At 44.6% G+C, this 15,069-nt stretch carries 17 protein-coding genes; 10 read left to right on the forward strand and 7 right to left on the reverse strand.

Going from position 1 to position 15,069, the window contains the following annotated elements; translation table 11 throughout:
- The first annotated feature begins 97 nt into the window (after positions 1-97).
- Genes SKC37_RS07960 through rsmG form a run of 3 tightly spaced genes read left to right on the forward strand, consistent with a single transcriptional unit; the run spans position 98 to position 3,486 of the window.
- Positions 98-1,654, forward strand: a complete 1,557-nt coding sequence (locus SKC37_RS07960; protein WP_377980967.1) for an Rne/Rng family ribonuclease — start codon at positions 98-100, stop codon at positions 1,652-1,654.
- On the forward strand, positions 1,626-2,858 hold the full coding sequence (locus SKC37_RS07965; protein ID WP_377980968.1) for a tetratricopeptide repeat protein: 1,233 nt from the start codon (positions 1,626-1,628) through the stop codon (positions 2,856-2,858). Before SKC37_RS07960 ends, SKC37_RS07965 begins: the two co-directional genes overlap by 29 nt.
- A gap of 1 nt (position 2,859) precedes the next feature.
- Entirely contained in the window at positions 2,860-3,486 is a 627-nt protein-coding gene (gene rsmG, locus SKC37_RS07970) for a 16S rRNA (guanine(527)-N(7))-methyltransferase RsmG (protein WP_377980969.1), read from the forward strand.
- Positions 3,487-3,574: 88 nt separating this feature from the next.
- On the opposite strand, the gene SKC37_RS07975 is transcribed toward rsmG, so the two are convergent.
- Both SKC37_RS07975 and SKC37_RS07980 read right to left on the reverse strand, forming a co-directional pair.
- Positions 3,575-3,718 (reverse strand): hypothetical protein, encoded by a 144-nt coding sequence (locus tag SKC37_RS07975; RefSeq protein ID WP_377980970.1) that lies wholly within the window; start codon positions 3,716-3,718, stop codon positions 3,575-3,577.
- Positions 3,719-3,947: 229 nt separating this feature from the next.
- Positions 3,948-4,292, reverse strand: coding sequence for a LytR/AlgR family response regulator transcription factor (locus SKC37_RS07980; RefSeq protein WP_377980971.1), 345 nt, complete (start codon positions 4,290-4,292; stop codon positions 3,948-3,950).
- Between the two features lie 256 nt (positions 4,293-4,548).
- Between SKC37_RS07980 and SKC37_RS07985 the strand changes: the two genes are divergently transcribed.
- Positions 4,549-5,520: an aldo/keto reductase gene (locus SKC37_RS07985; RefSeq protein WP_377980972.1), complete on the forward strand. Its 972-nt coding sequence runs from the start codon at positions 4,549-4,551 to the stop codon at positions 5,518-5,520.
- On the opposite strand, the gene SKC37_RS07990 is transcribed toward SKC37_RS07985, so the two are convergent.
- A complete protein-coding gene (locus SKC37_RS07990; protein WP_377980973.1) occupies positions 5,501-6,208 on the reverse strand; it encodes a thioredoxin domain-containing protein in 708 nt (235 codons plus the stop codon). The genes SKC37_RS07985 and SKC37_RS07990 overlap by 20 nt on opposite strands.
- Before the next feature lie 94 nt (positions 6,209-6,302).
- Between SKC37_RS07990 and eno the strand changes: the two genes are divergently transcribed.
- Positions 6,303-7,580, forward strand: a complete 1,278-nt coding sequence (gene eno / locus SKC37_RS07995; protein WP_130922293.1) for a phosphopyruvate hydratase — start codon at positions 6,303-6,305, stop codon at positions 7,578-7,580.
- A gap of 4 nt (positions 7,581-7,584) precedes the next feature.
- The gene (locus SKC37_RS08000; RefSeq protein ID WP_377980974.1) at positions 7,585-7,905 is read left to right on the forward strand and encodes an FtsB family cell division protein; all 321 of its coding nucleotides are present in this window, start codon (positions 7,585-7,587) and stop codon (positions 7,903-7,905) included.
- Positions 7,906-8,355: 450 nt separating this feature from the next.
- Here SKC37_RS08000 and gpmI read toward each other — a convergent pair whose 3' ends face one another.
- Both gpmI and SKC37_RS08010 read right to left on the reverse strand, forming a co-directional pair.
- A complete protein-coding gene (gene gpmI / locus SKC37_RS08005; protein WP_377980975.1) occupies positions 8,356-9,876 on the reverse strand; it encodes a 2,3-bisphosphoglycerate-independent phosphoglycerate mutase in 1,521 nt (506 codons plus the stop codon).
- A 52-nt stretch (positions 9,877-9,928) separates the two neighbouring features.
- On the reverse strand, positions 9,929-10,606 hold the full coding sequence (locus SKC37_RS08010) for an NAD-dependent epimerase/dehydratase family protein (protein ID WP_377980976.1): 678 nt from the start codon (positions 10,604-10,606) through the stop codon (positions 9,929-9,931).
- A gap of 26 nt (positions 10,607-10,632) precedes the next feature.
- Between SKC37_RS08010 and SKC37_RS08015 the strand changes: the two genes are divergently transcribed.
- Positions 10,633-11,019, forward strand: coding sequence for a Dabb family protein (locus tag SKC37_RS08015; protein WP_377980977.1), 387 nt, complete (start codon positions 10,633-10,635; stop codon positions 11,017-11,019).
- A 306-nt stretch (positions 11,020-11,325) separates the two neighbouring features.
- Here the strand turns inward: SKC37_RS08015 and SKC37_RS08020 are convergent, their stop codons facing one another.
- Positions 11,326-11,883, reverse strand: a complete 558-nt coding sequence (locus tag SKC37_RS08020; protein ID WP_377980978.1) for a hypothetical protein — start codon at positions 11,881-11,883, stop codon at positions 11,326-11,328.
- A gap of 405 nt (positions 11,884-12,288) precedes the next feature.
- The gene (locus SKC37_RS08025; RefSeq protein ID WP_377980979.1) at positions 12,289-12,936 is read right to left on the reverse strand and encodes a TVP38/TMEM64 family protein; all 648 of its coding nucleotides are present in this window, start codon (positions 12,934-12,936) and stop codon (positions 12,289-12,291) included.
- 56 nt (positions 12,937-12,992) lie between these two features.
- Between SKC37_RS08025 and hisH the strand changes: the two genes are divergently transcribed.
- The 3 genes from hisH to hisF are packed head-to-tail and all read left to right on the forward strand — an operon-like array spanning position 12,993 to position 15,068.
- Complete coding sequence (gene hisH / locus SKC37_RS08030; protein WP_377980980.1) at positions 12,993-13,580, forward strand: imidazole glycerol phosphate synthase subunit HisH; 588 nt, start codon at positions 12,993-12,995, stop codon at positions 13,578-13,580.
- A gap of 1 nt (position 13,581) precedes the next feature.
- The gene (hisA, locus tag SKC37_RS08035; protein ID WP_223129897.1) at positions 13,582-14,313 is read left to right on the forward strand and encodes a 1-(5-phosphoribosyl)-5-[(5-phosphoribosylamino)methylideneamino]imidazole-4-carboxamide isomerase; all 732 of its coding nucleotides are present in this window, start codon (positions 13,582-13,584) and stop codon (positions 14,311-14,313) included.
- On the forward strand, positions 14,307-15,068 hold the full coding sequence (hisF, locus tag SKC37_RS08040) for an imidazole glycerol phosphate synthase subunit HisF (protein ID WP_377980981.1): 762 nt from the start codon (positions 14,307-14,309) through the stop codon (positions 15,066-15,068). The genes hisA and hisF overlap by 7 nt, the downstream gene beginning before the upstream one ends.
- The last annotated feature ends 1 nt before the right edge of the window (position 15,069 follow it).

Here is a 15,069-nt window from a genome sequence, read left to right on the forward strand (position 1 = left end):
GGCATTTTTCGAAATGGCCTGTTTTTGGTGTTTAATTTCCTGTATATTTAGACTATATAGGCCGAAAGGCCTTGTACCCTTCTTCTCGACATAAATTGTGAGCAATGAATTAATCATTAATTCGACTCCCAAGGGGGATCGGATCGCCCTTTTGCATGACAAAAGGATAGTAGAGTACCATATTGAACAGTCTGAACCTCAGTTTTCTGTAGGGGATATTTACCTCGGAACGGTTAAAAAACTAGTTTCAGGACTGAACGCCGCTTTTATTGACATTGGTTATGAGAAAGATGCATTCTTGCATTACCATGACCTTGGCCCTAATTTACCCACCTTGCAGAAGTTTACGCGGGAGGTAATGACGAAGAAAAACAAAGTTATCCGTTTAGAGAACTTCAAGCTTGAACCCGAAATTGATAAATTAGGGAAAATCGAGAAAGCGGTTCAAAAGGGACATTTAGCTTTAGTTCAAGTCGTTAAAGAGCCTATTTCAACTAAGGGCCCTCGTTTATCTTGCGATATTTCCATCGCAGGCCGTTTCCTTGTTTTAGTTCCATTCTCGAATGGCGTGAATATCTCTAAGAAAATCACGTCCAAAGCAGAACGCAATCGCCTTCAAAAGTTAATGACTTCGATTAAGCCGAAAAATTACGGTGTGATCGTGCGTACAGTGGCAGAGGGGAAAGCGGTGGAAGAAATGGAACGCGACCTAAAAGATTCCATTGCGAAATGGGAAGAGGGTTTAGTGAAATTAGTCGATGCGAAAGCTGGAGATCGCATTATTGGTGAAATGAGCCGCGCAACTTCGATGTTACGTGACCTCTTGAACAATGATTTCGATAATGTCATCGTTGATACACCAGAATTGTACAATGAGGCAAAAGGCTATGTACACAATGTCGCTCCAGAAAAGGAGAAGATTGTTAAGTTACACCAAAGTAAAACCAAGTTATTCGAGCAATTGGGCATTGAAAAGCAATTGAAAATGCTTTTTGGCCGTTCGGTTTCCTTACCTGGTGGAGGTTATTTAATCGTGGAGCACACGGAAGCTTTGCACGTGATTGATGTGAATTCGGGAAATAAATCGAATTCAGAGGAAGATCAAGAGGCAACGGCTTTAAGCGTGAACCGAGAAGCTGCGAAAGAAGTAGCTCGCCAATTGCGTTTACGCGACATGGGCGGTATTATCGTGATCGACTTCATCGATATGAAGAAAGCAGATAACCGCAAGTTAATTCAGGACATTATGCGCGACGAAATGCGCGGGGATCGTTCTAAATACACCATCTTGCCGTTGACGAAGTTTGGCCTGATGCAAATTACCCGTCAGCGTGTGCGTCCAGAGATGAACGTAGCTACGCATGAAACTTGTCCTAGCTGCGGCGGAACAGGAAGTATTACGGCGAGTATTGCGGTTTCGGACATTGTTGAACAGCATTTGGAGCATTTGTTGACTAAGCAAAACGAGAAGAAATTGACCATTTTGGTACACCCATTCTTGAGTGCTTACTTCACAAAAGGCTTCCCTTCTATCCGTATGAACTGGTTCTTGAAATACAAGACCTGGATTACGGTGATGGAAGATTCCTCATTTGGCATAACAGAATTTAAATTCTTAAACCAAAATGGAGATCAAATTGAGATATCATCTTAGTGTAATAGCCTGTATTTTCGGCCTTCTTCTACCTGCGTTCAATTCGAATGCCCAATGGTGGAAGAAGGCGGATGAGGCAGAGAAAGAGCGTTCCAAAGGAATGCTTTTACTGACCACCGAAGTTCAGACAGAGGCCACCGTGGCCATCAATCAAATGTATAACTTCCATTTTCCGGAAGCTGAACGTGAATTCAATTATTTAAAGATTAAGTACCCTGAGCATCCGTTGCCTGATTTTTTATTAGGCCTTATGCAATGGTGGAAAATCGTGCCTAACACGAAAAACGAAGTCTACGATGATCGATTGATTGAGTACATGGACAAGAGTATCGAAAAGGCCGAAAAGATCTACGACGATACTGAAAACCCGGAGGCTGCCTTTTTCATGGCCGCCGCCTACGCTTTCAAAGGACGTTTACACGCTGAGCGTAAACATTGGACCCGCGCCACTTTGGCCGCCAAAAATGCCTTAAAGTACCTTGAATACTCTCGAAATTTTGCTGATTTTAGCCCTGAATTGATGTTTGGCGATGGCCTCTACAACTATTATTACTTCTTTATCAAGCAGAACTTCCCCTTACTACGACCCGTTTTGTGGCTATTCCCTAAGGCAGATAAAACCCAAGGCATTGCCCAACTCGAAAAGGTTTCCTACCAAGCATTTTATACCCGGACCGAAGCCCGCTATTTCCTATTGCAGATTTATGGCATGGAAAATATGAATGAAAAGGCCTATGGCATGGCGAAATATACTTCCGAAACCTTTCCTGACAACCCCTACTTCCATCGTTATTATGCGCGTGCTGCGTACATGAATGGTAATGTAGAGGAAGCCTCTTCTTTGTCGAAAGAAATTTTGCGCCGAATTGAGCAACATCAAGTAGGCTACGAGGGCACTTCGGGGCGCTATGCTAGTTATATTTTAGGCTATTACGCCCTGTATGTCTACCGAAATCACGCCGAAGCCGCGAATTATTTCAAGCAGTGCATGGCTTTTACCAAAGCGACAGACGCAACCGACTCCGGCTATTATTGGGCCTCTTTACTTGGTTTGGCCCGGATATCCTACCAGCAGCAGAATTATGATCAAGCAGTGGATTACTGCAAAGAAGTATTAGAACATGCGGAGAAGAAGTCTCCACAGTATACAGAGGCGAAAAAATTGCTTTCTGAATCCAAGAAAGCGAGACGAAAAAAACGTTAACATGAAAGCAGCCATCATTAAACAGTATTTCCCCTCTATCACAGAGCAACAATTGGCTCAATTTGAGCAATTGTCCCCTCTCTATGCGGAATGGAATGAAAAGATCAATGTCATTTCCCGCAAAGACATTGATAATTTGATGTTGCATCACGTTCTACATTCGTTAGCCATTGCAAAATTTGTTGATTTCAAGCCAGGGACAGAAATCTTGGATGTGGGTACGGGCGGTGGTTTTCCGGGTATTCCATTGGCGATCCTATTCCCAGAAGTGAACTTCCACTTAGTCGATAGTATTGGGAAGAAGATCAAAGTGGTTCAAGGCGTCGCTGATGCGTTGGGTTTAAAAAACGTACAAGCAACGCACGGTCGCGCCGAAGACGTGGACGGCGAGTTTGAATTTGTCGTTTCTAGAGCGGTTACTCGCTTGCTGCCATTCTTTGGTTGGGTTAAGAATAAGATTAGCTTAAACAGCTACCACGACGTACAGAATGGCTTGCTTTGCCTTAAAGGAGGAGATTTGCAGGAAGAATTACAGGAATTTGGGCGGAAACATAAGGTATATCATCTTTCCAAAAACTTCAAGGAAGACTTTTTTGAGACAAAGAAGTTGGTGCATATCGCCGTGTAGGCGAAGTCGTCACTTCGTGACTTAGTCATCGCTACCCGATTTAGTCGGCACTGCTGCGCAGCGATGTCGTTTAGTCATGACGCTTCGCTTAGTCGGCGCGTTGCGCCTTGGTCGCGACTGCGTCGCTCAGTCCGTAGGAAATAAGTCCGATATAGCCCTGAGGTGCTCCAATGGCACAAATGGGTTGAAATACTTTCAATGCACTAAATGGCATTTTCGCGTATTGACACATTCTGTCAATACCTGAAAACGCCTCTGAGTACTTCGATGTTATTTTACCTATATAGTGTTTAGGTCGCCTGAAGTCAATTTTTGACTAAATCGCGAAGCGATGACTAAGCGACGCAGTCGCGACTAAGATGCGAAGCATCGACTAAGCCGCAGGCGACTATTTGACTAAGTCACACAGTGACGACTAAGATGCGAAGCATCGACTTAGCGAAGCGACTGCTGCGAAGCAGCTAAGCCATTGCTTTCATCAAATCTTTCAATGGTTTGATTTGTCTACGCGAGATGGCTACTTGACAATCATTGATTAAGCGGATGCTTTTTTGGATATTAAAATCAATTGTTTGGATGGCATTCATGTTAACAATCGCGGACTTCGATGGGCGAATGAAACCCCGCTCTAATAGGAATGGTTCGAAATACTTGAGCGTGCGGCATGATACAATTTTGCTACCATCGTTCATGTAGAATTTTGAATAATTTCCCTCTCCCTCTAATCTGACGATGTCTTTAACACAAACGTCCTGGTCGCCTAATGTTAAAGTGCAGCTTTGTTCTTTTTTAATATTTACAGTCATAGGTTTGAACAGATGGTGCAACAAATTTACGGCCTCTGCCTGCAGATAGGGATAATAATTAGGTTATTTGCGTTATTGACTATTATTGTATTCTAATCGTTTATTAACCGGTAGATAAATGATAGTTTACATATATATTTGAATGAAATAATTCTATTGAATGACCTAAAACACTAAAATTATTTGCCCTTTCACGTAGTATTCGGCACAGTGAATAAATTTATTTTAGCTATTTTCGAGCACAATAATTTAAACTATGAAAACAAGACGATTTGGCCGGACGAACTGGCAAGTGAGTGAAGTGGGGTATGGCATGTGGGGATTAGCCGGCTGGACCGGATCTGATATTGAGGAGGTCAATAAATCTTTAGACCGTTCGGTCGAGCTTGGCTGTAATTTTTTTGATACAGCTTGGGGTTACGCTGAGGGTAAGAGTGAGGAAATCTTGGGAGGTCTTTTGAGACGTCATAAAGAAACCACCTTATATGCTGCGACGAAGATTCCGCCCAAAAACTTTACCTGGCCATCCAAGTCTCATTTTAAAATAGAAGACTGTTTCCCGGCTGATCACATCGTGGAATACACAGAGAAAAGTCTCCGCAATCTGAAGGTGGAGCAAATAGATTTGCAACAGTTTCACGTGTGGGAAGATGCGTGGGCGGATCGCGATGAGTGGAAAATGGCGGTGGAGAAATTGACTAAAGAAGGTAAGGTGGCTCACTGGGGAGTTTCGGTGAACCGTTGGGAGCCAAACAATTGCTTGCAGACCTTAGAAACTGGATTGATTTCTTCGGTGCAGGTGATTTACAATATTTTTGACCAAAACCCGGAAGACCAATTATTCCCGCTATGTAAGAAATTAGACGTGGGAGTAATCGCACGTGTTCCTTTTGATGAGGGCAGTTTAACGGGTTTGATGACGTATGAAACGACATTCCCAGAGAATGATTGGCGTTCTACTTATTTCGTTCCAGAAAATCTGATTTCGAGTGTGGATCACGCGAATGCGTTGAAACCAATGCTCCCAGAAGGAATGGATTTGCCTGAAATGGCCTTGCGTTTCATTCTTTCTAACCCGGATGTGGGTACGATCATTCCAGGTATGCGTAAGATCAAACACGTGGAAAGTAATACTGCCACTTCAGATGGCAATGGTTTATCAACAGAATTAGTAGAGGAGTTACGTGCGCACCGTTGGGAGCGTCAGCCTACTTCTTGGTCGCAGTAAAAAGTTCTTTTAACGCGGCCTCTTCCCGGAATCCCGATGTTTTAGTGATCAACTCCCCTTTGGAGAAGACAATAAAACTCGGGATTTCGTCTATTCCGTAGGCTTGCATGATGGCCTGGTTGCCGTCCGCTTCGACTTTAAGTACGGTAACTTTGCCTTTGAATTCTTCGGCTAATTTATCGACGATGGGCATCATTTTCAGGCAGGGTGCACACCACTTGGCATAAAAATCGACCACAACAGCATCAGATGAAGCGATTTCTTTTTTGAAGTCGGCCAAATTCCAAGCCGCGTCATGCTTCACATCGGGTACTCCCTCTAAAGGCTTCAGACGAGTCGTCCATTTCAAATAGCCCCCTTTCATTTCCGTTACTTGAAAACCAGCTGCGCGCATTTGCTCCGCCGCTTGTGCCGAACGTCCGCCCGAAAGACAATAGATTAAGACCGGTTTATCTTTTGAAAGCTGCGCGACCTTGGCGCTGAAATCTGGGGAACGAAAGTCGATGTTCATCGCCTTTGGCAAATGTCCTCCTCCAAATTCCCCTGATGTACGGACATCCAATAAATAAGCGTTAGGCATCTCTTTGATCTTCTTTTCGAAGGTATCCACGTCCACATTTTGGGCGAACGCGTTGAGATTCAGTAGTGAAACAAAAATCAATGACAGATAGGCGATGCGAATTTTCATGATTTTAATACGGATTTTAGGCAAAATTTACGTTATTTTGCAAGGCAATTTAGCCAATAATAAGTAATTCTTTAATCAAAATAAATATTATACGATGAGTGCAATACAGTATGTACACGCAAGACAAATTTTAGATTCACGTGGAAATCCAACGATTGAGGTGGATATCAAGACGGAAGACGGTGCTTTTGGACGTGCAGCAGTTCCATCTGGAGCTTCTACAGGTATCCACGAGGCAGTTGAACTTCGTGACGAAGACAAATCAGTTTACGTAGGAAAAGGTGTTTTAAAAGCAGTTGAGAACGTAAATACGGCGATTGCTGAAGAACTTTGGGGTTTAGAAGTGTCTGAGCAAAACATGATCGATAACATCATGATCGAATTAGACGGAACTCCTAACAAAAGCAAATTAGGCGCTAACGCGATCCTAGGTGTTTCGATGGCAGTTGCGAAAGCAGCAGCTCAAGAAGCAGGTTTATCTTTATACCGTTACATCGGTGGCGTTAACGCAAACACGTTACCAGTTCCGATGATGAACATCTTAAACGGTGGTTCTCACGCGGATAACTCGATTGACTTCCAAGAATTCATGGTAATGCCAGCGAAAGCGGAGTCATTCTCTCACGCTTTACGTATGGGTACGGAGGTTTTCCACGCATTGAAAGGTGTGTTGAAGTCCAAAGGATATTCTACTAACGTAGGTGATGAAGGTGGTTTTGCACCTAACATCAAGTCGAACGAAGAGGCCATCGAAATCGTATTGCAATCGATCGAAAAAGCAGGTTACAAGCCAGGCGAAGAGATCTTCATCGCAATGGATGCGGCTGCATCTGAATTCTATGATGAGAAAACAGGTCTTTATACGTTCAAAAAATCTGACGGAAAGCAATTGAACTCTATGGAGATGGCGGCTTACTGGAAGACTTGGGCTGACAAATACCCAATCATTTCGATTGAAGATGGTATGGCTGAAGACGATTGGGCAGGTTGGGCTGAGCAAACGAAATTGATCGGTTCTAAATGCCAGTTAGTTGGTGACGATTTATTCGTAACGAACGTGAAGCGTTTACAACAAGGTATCGATAAAGGCGTTGCAAACGCAGTTTTAGTAAAAGTAAACCAAATCGGTTCATTAACAGAAACAATCGATACGGTGAACTTAGCGAAACGCAATTCATACAAAAACATCATGTCACACCGTTCGGGAGAGACTGAAGATGCTACGATCGCTGACTTAGCAGTAGCATTGAACACAGGCCAAATCAAAACTGGTTCTGCGTCTCGTTCTGACCGTATGGCTAAATACAACCAATTGCTTCGCATTGAGGAGGAATTAGGTGCTAACGCATATTTCCCAGGTTTGAATTTCTAATTCTATGCTAGAACGCGTTCGTAGTCTATTTTTAGGGCCAAATCGTTTCTATTATGTCTCCACCTCCGTTTTGTTGGTTTGGATGTTCGTATTAGATACAAACGATCTTTCGGTCCAATATAGACTCTACACCGAATTGGCAGACCTGAAAGCAGAACACGATTACTATCGGCACAAATTAAAAGAGCTGAAACAGGAACGTGCTGCCGTGATGGGCAATCCAGCGTTGTTAGAAAAATACGCTCGCGAGAAATACTTCATGAAGCGACCCAAAGAGGACATCTTTGTGATTGTCGATCAGGAGAATCAGCAGATTGAAAAATAAAAACGGCCCAGCATTTTTGCTGGGCTTTTTTTATTTTAATTGAAAGCATTTTAGATTCTTCGAATCAAAGCATAGAGCATAAAGCACAAATATGGAATCGCCTACGGCGAATCGTGTAGTGTGATTTGTGTAATCTGCCTCTCCGGCTCCCAAACCCAAAAAAGTGTGAAATAAAGTCCGAAAGCAAAAACGGCATTTCCAGGTATTGACAGAATGTGTCAAAACGTGAAAATGCCATTTATAAATTGAAAGTATTTTAACCTATTTGTGCCCAGGGAGCACCTTAGGACCCCTTCGGACTAAGCGACGCAGTCGCGACTAAGTCCCGCAGGGACGACTAGATCGCGTAGCGATGACTCCTACGCAGTAGGAATGACTAAATCGCGAAGCGATGACTAAGCCCGCAGGGCGACTTCTAGTCGACTTATTTTAATTTTCGCAGCGCGAAAATTAAAATAACGCTACCCCCGTCATCTCCTTCGGTTGAGCCACGCCCATCATTTTCAAGATCGTAGGAGACACATCACCTAGTTTACCATCGCGAAGCGTTGGTTTGAAGTCGTTGTCTACCAAAATACATGGAACAAGGTTTGTTGAGTGAGCTGTGTTTGGCGAGCCATCCTCGTTCATCATCACGTCCGCGTTACCATGGTCAGCGATGATGATAAAGGAATAACCGTGTGCTAGACCCGCTGTTACGACTGCCTCTGCGCAAGCGTCTACCGTTTCGACTGCCTTCACTACGGCAGAGAAAACACCCGTGTGCCCTACCATGTCAGGATTAGCGAAGTTTAAGCAAACGAAATCAACCTCCTCTTTTTCTAATTCCGGGATCAACGCATCGCGAAGATCTGCGGCAGACATTTCGGGTTGAAGATCGTAGGTGGCGACTTTTGGGGAGTTGCGTAGGATATTTTGTTGTCCTGTGAAAAGGGCCTCGCGACCGCCTGAGAAGAAGAATGTTACATGTGGGTATTTTTCGGTTTCGGCGATGCGAATTTGTTTTTTACCCGCGCCCTCTAGTACCTCGCCCATCGTCATTGGCAGGTTCGAGTCGTTGAAGATCACGTGGACATTTTGGAATTCTTTATCGTATTCCGTCATCGTCAAGTAGTACAAATTCAATTTGTGCATTCCCTCTTCAGGAAAATCACGTTGTGTTAACGCTTGAGTGATTTCGCGACCACGGTCGGTGCGGAAGTTGAAGCAGATGACCACGTCGCCCTCTTGAATGTTTCCAATTGGAGCACCAGACGCATCGGTCATGATGATTGGGTGGATGAATTCGTCTGTTACACCAGCCGCGTAGCTATCTTCGATGGATTTCAGTACATCGGTAGATGGATTTCCTTCGCCTTTAACCATCGCTTTGTAGGCCAAAGCCACACGCTCCCAGCGATTATCGCGGTCCATCGCGTAGTAACGACCCGTAACTGAGGCGATTTGCGTGTTGGTTTTAAGTGTATGTTGGTATAAATCGGTCATGAATTTCAGACCTGATTTGGGATCCGTATCACGTCCATCAGTGAAAGCGTGGACGAAAACTTTGCCCAAACCTGCCTCTGACGCCGTCGAAAGCAAGGATTTCAAGTGCTCGATGTGTGCGTGAACGCCACCGTCGGACACAAGACCCATGAAGTGAACGGATTTGTTATTGGCTTTAGCATAGTCGAATGCTTTCGCTAATTCAGGCTCTTGGCCCAAAGTATTTTCTGTGACTGCTTTGTTGATGCGAACGAGGTTTTGGTAGACCACGCGGCCTGCCCCTAAGTTCATGTGGCCCACTTCCGAGTTGCCCATTTGGCCCTCTGGTAAGCCCACTGCTAAGCCGGACGCCTCTAATTTCGAGTGCGCATATTTGCTGTAAAGCGAAGAAATAAATGGCGTTTTGGCCGCGTCGATGGCGGAAACTTTGGGGTTTGTTGCGATGCCCCAGCCATCTAAGATCATTAAAACTACTTTCTTATCCATCTTTTATTGTATTACATTTCACCACAAAATTACCCATTTCTAGGCAATTTGCCTAGATTCTATTGCTCATTTGTTCTGCCAAAGCCTTGATATCCACCACCTCAATCGTCTTCTTCTCGGTAGGGAAGGCAGCCACCTCGATCATCGCCTTCGCTAATTCTTCCAAAGTAGACGCCGTCTTCCCCGCCACCAAAAGCAGCAGCGGATACATCCAGTCGATGTATTTATAGTATTTCAAAGTGAATTTATTCCCCCTCATCGGCTGTAAATAACCCGGTCTAAACGAATAAGAATCCCGAAAACCCATCTTTTTCAGATCATTTTCCGTCTTCCCCTTCACCCTCGCCCACATGATCGAACCCTTTTCGGTGCTGTCCGTAGACATCCCAGAAATATAGCTGAAGCTTATGTGTTTGGGCATTTGCGCCGCAAAACCCAAGGTCAAGTCGTAGGTCTTGCGCCTAAACTCTTCTTCTTTCATCCCCACGGACGAAACGCCGAGGCAAAATAGGCACGCATCGTAGTCTTTCACCACCTCTTTGATCTCCTCCGGCTGATAAAAATCGGCCAAAAAATACTCCTTTAATTTCGGGTGCGAGTGTCCGGACGGCTTACGACTAATCGCCAAAACCTCTTTCACAAACGGCGAACGCAACGCCTCTAGCATTACGCCCTCGCCCACCATCCCGGTTACCCCGGTCACAATCACTTTGATTTGTGGATTTTCCATCGTAGAATTGAAAAAATATTAAACCTATGTCTACTTCCCGCCGCGATTTTATCGCACTAGCCTCGACCTTGCCCTTTGTGGCATCAGCTGAACCTACTTCGAAAATGACCTTTATACATCATGTGTTGTTTTGGGCCAAAAACCCTACCTCCACCACCGAAACCGATCAACTCTTCCGCGCCCTAAAAGCGTTAGGCACTCTCCCCATGATCGCCTCCGCCCACGTAGGCAAGCCCATCGTCACCGATTTTGACAAATCCGTAACAGAAGCAAGTTACACCTTTTCGGTAGTCCTTGTTTTCGACAGCGCCGAAAAAGAGAAAGAATACCTCTACCACCCGCTCCATAAGAAGTTCATTCAAGAGAACATGCACCTTTGGGGAAAAGTTCAGGTGATAGATTCGCTTGCGTAGCAAGTCGCCGCGAAGCGACTTAGTCCGATGGGAATGAGTCCGTAGGTGGAATTGAAAAATTTTATTCACGAGTAGGTCATCATTTGATAAGAATCAGGATGATTGCGATGTAGACAGCCATTTGAGTAATCCAAAAGAAGCACATCCATTTTAAGATGTCTATTTTAGCATCTGTTAATTTTTTGCTTAAATAATCTTTAGAAGCTAGATTTTGGAATGTATGTTCGTACATCTCGTGAATAAGTAGATAGGATAGATTGTATTACAAATTCAAACGTTAGTTGCCGCTTGTGTAAATAGTCAAATTTATCTTTTGATAAATATCATAACCACGGCAATAGTCACTGACATTTGACCGACCCAGAAAATAAACATCCATTTCAAATTGTCGGCTTTGAATTCAGAAATTGAATTTTCAAGTTTATTGATTTTTTCGGAGAGTTTTGTTTCTAACTTGTTTGTTCTATCAATACTATTTGAATCTATTTGACTCAATTTTTCAATGAGACTTGTTTCTAACTTGTTTGTTCTATCAATACTATTTGAATCTATTTGACTCAATTTTTCAATGAGACTTGTTTCTAACTTGTTTGTTCTTTCAATGCTGTTCGAATCTATTTGACTCATTTTTTCAAAGAGACTTATTCCGAAGTTATTTGTTCGATCAATGCTATTTAAATCTATTTTATTGATTTTTTCGGTGATTCCGAAAAGTTTTTGATCCAAGTATTCTTTCGTCACCAGATTTTCGAATCGGTGATCTTGCAGTTCGTGAATACTCGATACAAAGTCCATTGCGTCGTTGTCGTTTAGGTGCAATTTAGCACGAGCTAAATCGTATAATTTGATGTTTAGTGGTTGCATGGATAAATGTAACCTAAATAGTGGGAAATACCGTTTAATAAACTGATAATTGCACAGTCACTAGTCGACTGCTGCTTTGTCGCTCAGTCGCCACTTCGTGACTCAGTCATCGCTACGCGATTTGGTCATTACGCTTCGCTCAGTCATCGCTGTGCGATTTAGTCACGACTTTGTCGTTTAATCATCGCTGTGCGATTTAGTCACGACTTTGTCGTTTAATCATCGCTGTGCGATTTGGTCTTTGAACTTTGGTACTTGAATATTGACAAAAACTGTCAATACCTGAAAAGTCCTCTCATTGCCTCGAGCTTAATTCATCACAATAGTGGGTTTAGGGCTACTAGAGGCAGATTACATAAAATCCACTATACGATTCACTAGAGGCGAAACCAGTAGCTGGCTCACTTATCGCATAGAACGGCGCCCTAAAAGATACATTCCCACCGCTGAAACAATCAAAAGCAGCAAAGAAACCACATCTTGCCAGCGCAATAATTCAGGCCGAGCAAACAACAAGGCCCACGAAGACGCCGAAATGCCTGTATAGACCGCCAAAAATGTTCGCGGTAACATACCCAAAGTTCCAGCCGTAATAAACCAACGGAAGCGAACGCCCACAAAAGCCATGATGGCGTTTGTGATGGCGAAAGGGAAAATAGGAGAAAGCCGCGCGAGGAATACCCAGGAAAAGGAGGAAGACTGTACGTTCGCTAGGAAACTAGAAGGAACGCGCGACAGCAAAGCTGTCGCGCCGAACTTTTTGGCCAGAAAATAACCCAGCGCAGAAGCCGCCGAGTAAGCCAAAATCAACGGCAATAGGCCCGAAAAGCCATAAACGTAACCCGTAAACAAGGCAAAAAAAGTCGTGGGACAGAGGGCCAGGCCCATAATTAAAGCGGCGCAAATCCAAAAAACCACCGTCTCAAACCCAGAAAAGGACGTAAAAAACGCAGGATTCGCTAGCGCGTAGTAGCCCAAAAAGCCAGACGCCAGCAAAGGCAATAGGCCCATCCAAACGAGGTAGAGCGTTTCGTAAACGAGTTTTTTGTTCATAAAAGGGCCCCGCAAAGGGGGCAATTATCCCCCAAAGTTAATACCTTTGTACGCTTATGGAAATTGCGATCATAAAATACAATGCGGGGAATGTGGCGTCGGTGATGTACGCGTTGGATCGTATTGGTCAAAATTACCAACTAACAGATGATCCTGAGCAAATTAAAAAGGCCGACAAAGTGATTTTTCCTGGGGTGGGCGAGGCGAGTACAGCGATGGCTTATTTGAAAAAAAAGGGCCTAGACGAGGTGATAAAGGGGTTGAAGCAGCCGGTTTTGGCGACTTGCATTGGAATGCAATTGTTGTGCAAGCACTCGGAAGAGGGGAATACAGATTGCATTGGGGTGTTTGATGTGGAGGTGAAGAAATTCATTAGTAAAGACTTGAAAATTCCGCATGTAGGCTGGAATTCGATCGTGAAAAGGGGCGAGAATCCTTTAATGAAAGAACTGAAAGAAGAAGAGTTCGTCTATTTCGTACACTCCTTTTATGCGCCCGTAAATCAATATACGACAGCAGTTTGTGCGTATGAGCAGCCGTTTTCGGCGATGTTACACAAGGATAATTTTTATGCCGCGCAGTTTCACGCGGAGATCAGCGGAAAGGCTGGCGAACAAATTTTGAAAAATTTCTTAGCACTTTAATATGTTTCAACTAATTCCGGCGATCGATCTGATAAATGGGCAATGCGTGCGATTGACTCAGGGGGATTATGGCCAAAAAACGGTCTACTCAGAAGACCCTTTGGAGATTGCCAAAGCCTTTGAAGGGGCCGGAATTCAGCGTTTGCATTTAGTGGATTTGGATGGGGCGAAGGCGAAGAAGATTGTGAACGCGGCGGTTTTGGAACGCATAGCGTCGAATACGTCGCTGCATATTGATTTTGGCGGCGGAGTTCAGTCCGATGAGATGATTGATACGGCTTTTTCTGCGGGTGCCGCGCAGATTACCGCCGGCAGTATTGCCGTGCGTAATCCTGCGCTGGTTTGCGAATGGTTGCAGAAGTATGGGTCGGAGAAGATTATTTTGGGGGCGGATGCGCAGGATGAGATGATTGCGGTTTCGGGCTGGCAGGAGAATTCAAACATTTCGATTTTTGATTTTCTACAGGATTATACCTCGAAAGGCGCGAAGTATGTTATTTCGACGGATGTTGCCAAAGACGGTTTGTTGCAAGGCCCCAGCTTCGATTTATATGAAAAGATTCAGGCTTCGAGCCCGTCGCTGAGCGTTATTGCGAGCGGTGGGGTGGCTTGTATGGAGGATTTAGTGCGCTTGCGGGAGATGAATTTGTTTGGGGTGATTGTGGGGAAAGCGTTTTATGAGGGTCGAATTAGTTTAGCGGATTTGGCCAAATTTTCAGCAGCAGCATGTTAACAAAGCGCATCATACCTTGTCTGGATATTAAAGATGGGCGGACCGTGAAAGGGACGAACTTTGTGGACCTGCGCGATGCCGGCGATCCGGTGGAACTGGGGGCGCTTTATGCGCAGCAGGGGGCGGATGAGCTGGTTTTTTTAGATATTACGGCGACGGTTGATGACCGGAAGACGTTGGTGAATTTAGTCCGCGAAGTCGCGCGGCACGTGAATATTCCCTTTACCGTGGGCGGCGGAATTTCGTCCATTGCTGACGTATCGGCGTTGTTGAACGCCGGCGCGGATAAAGTGTCCATCAACTCGTCTGCGGTGCGCCGGCCAGAGCTGGTGGATGAATTGGCTTTGGCTTTTGGCTCCCAATGCATCATTGTTGCGATTGACACACGCTTTGAACCCGCCGCGGGCCTGGACTTCGTCCACACCCACGGCGGCAGACGAATCACCGAATTAAAAACCCTCGAATGGGCCCGCGAAGTCGAAAACCGCGGTGCTGGCGAACTATTATTAACCTCGATGGACGCGGACGGAACGAAAGCAGGCTTCGCCTGTGATTTGACCGCCCGAGTATCCTCAGCAGCCTCCATTCCCATTATTGCCTCTGGCGGAGCGGGAACGATGGAACATTTTACCGAAGTATTCACGACCGGCAAAGCAGATGCAGGCCTCGCCGCGAGTATATTTCACTTTAAAGAAATTGAAATTTTGGCATTGAAGAATTACCTTGCAACCCAAGGCATCCCAATGCGCATTTAAT

It is taken from the genome of Aquirufa esocilacus (assembly GCF_042715595.1).
Taxonomy (GTDB): domain Bacteria; phylum Bacteroidota; class Bacteroidia; order Cytophagales; family Spirosomataceae; genus Aquirufa; species Aquirufa esocilacus.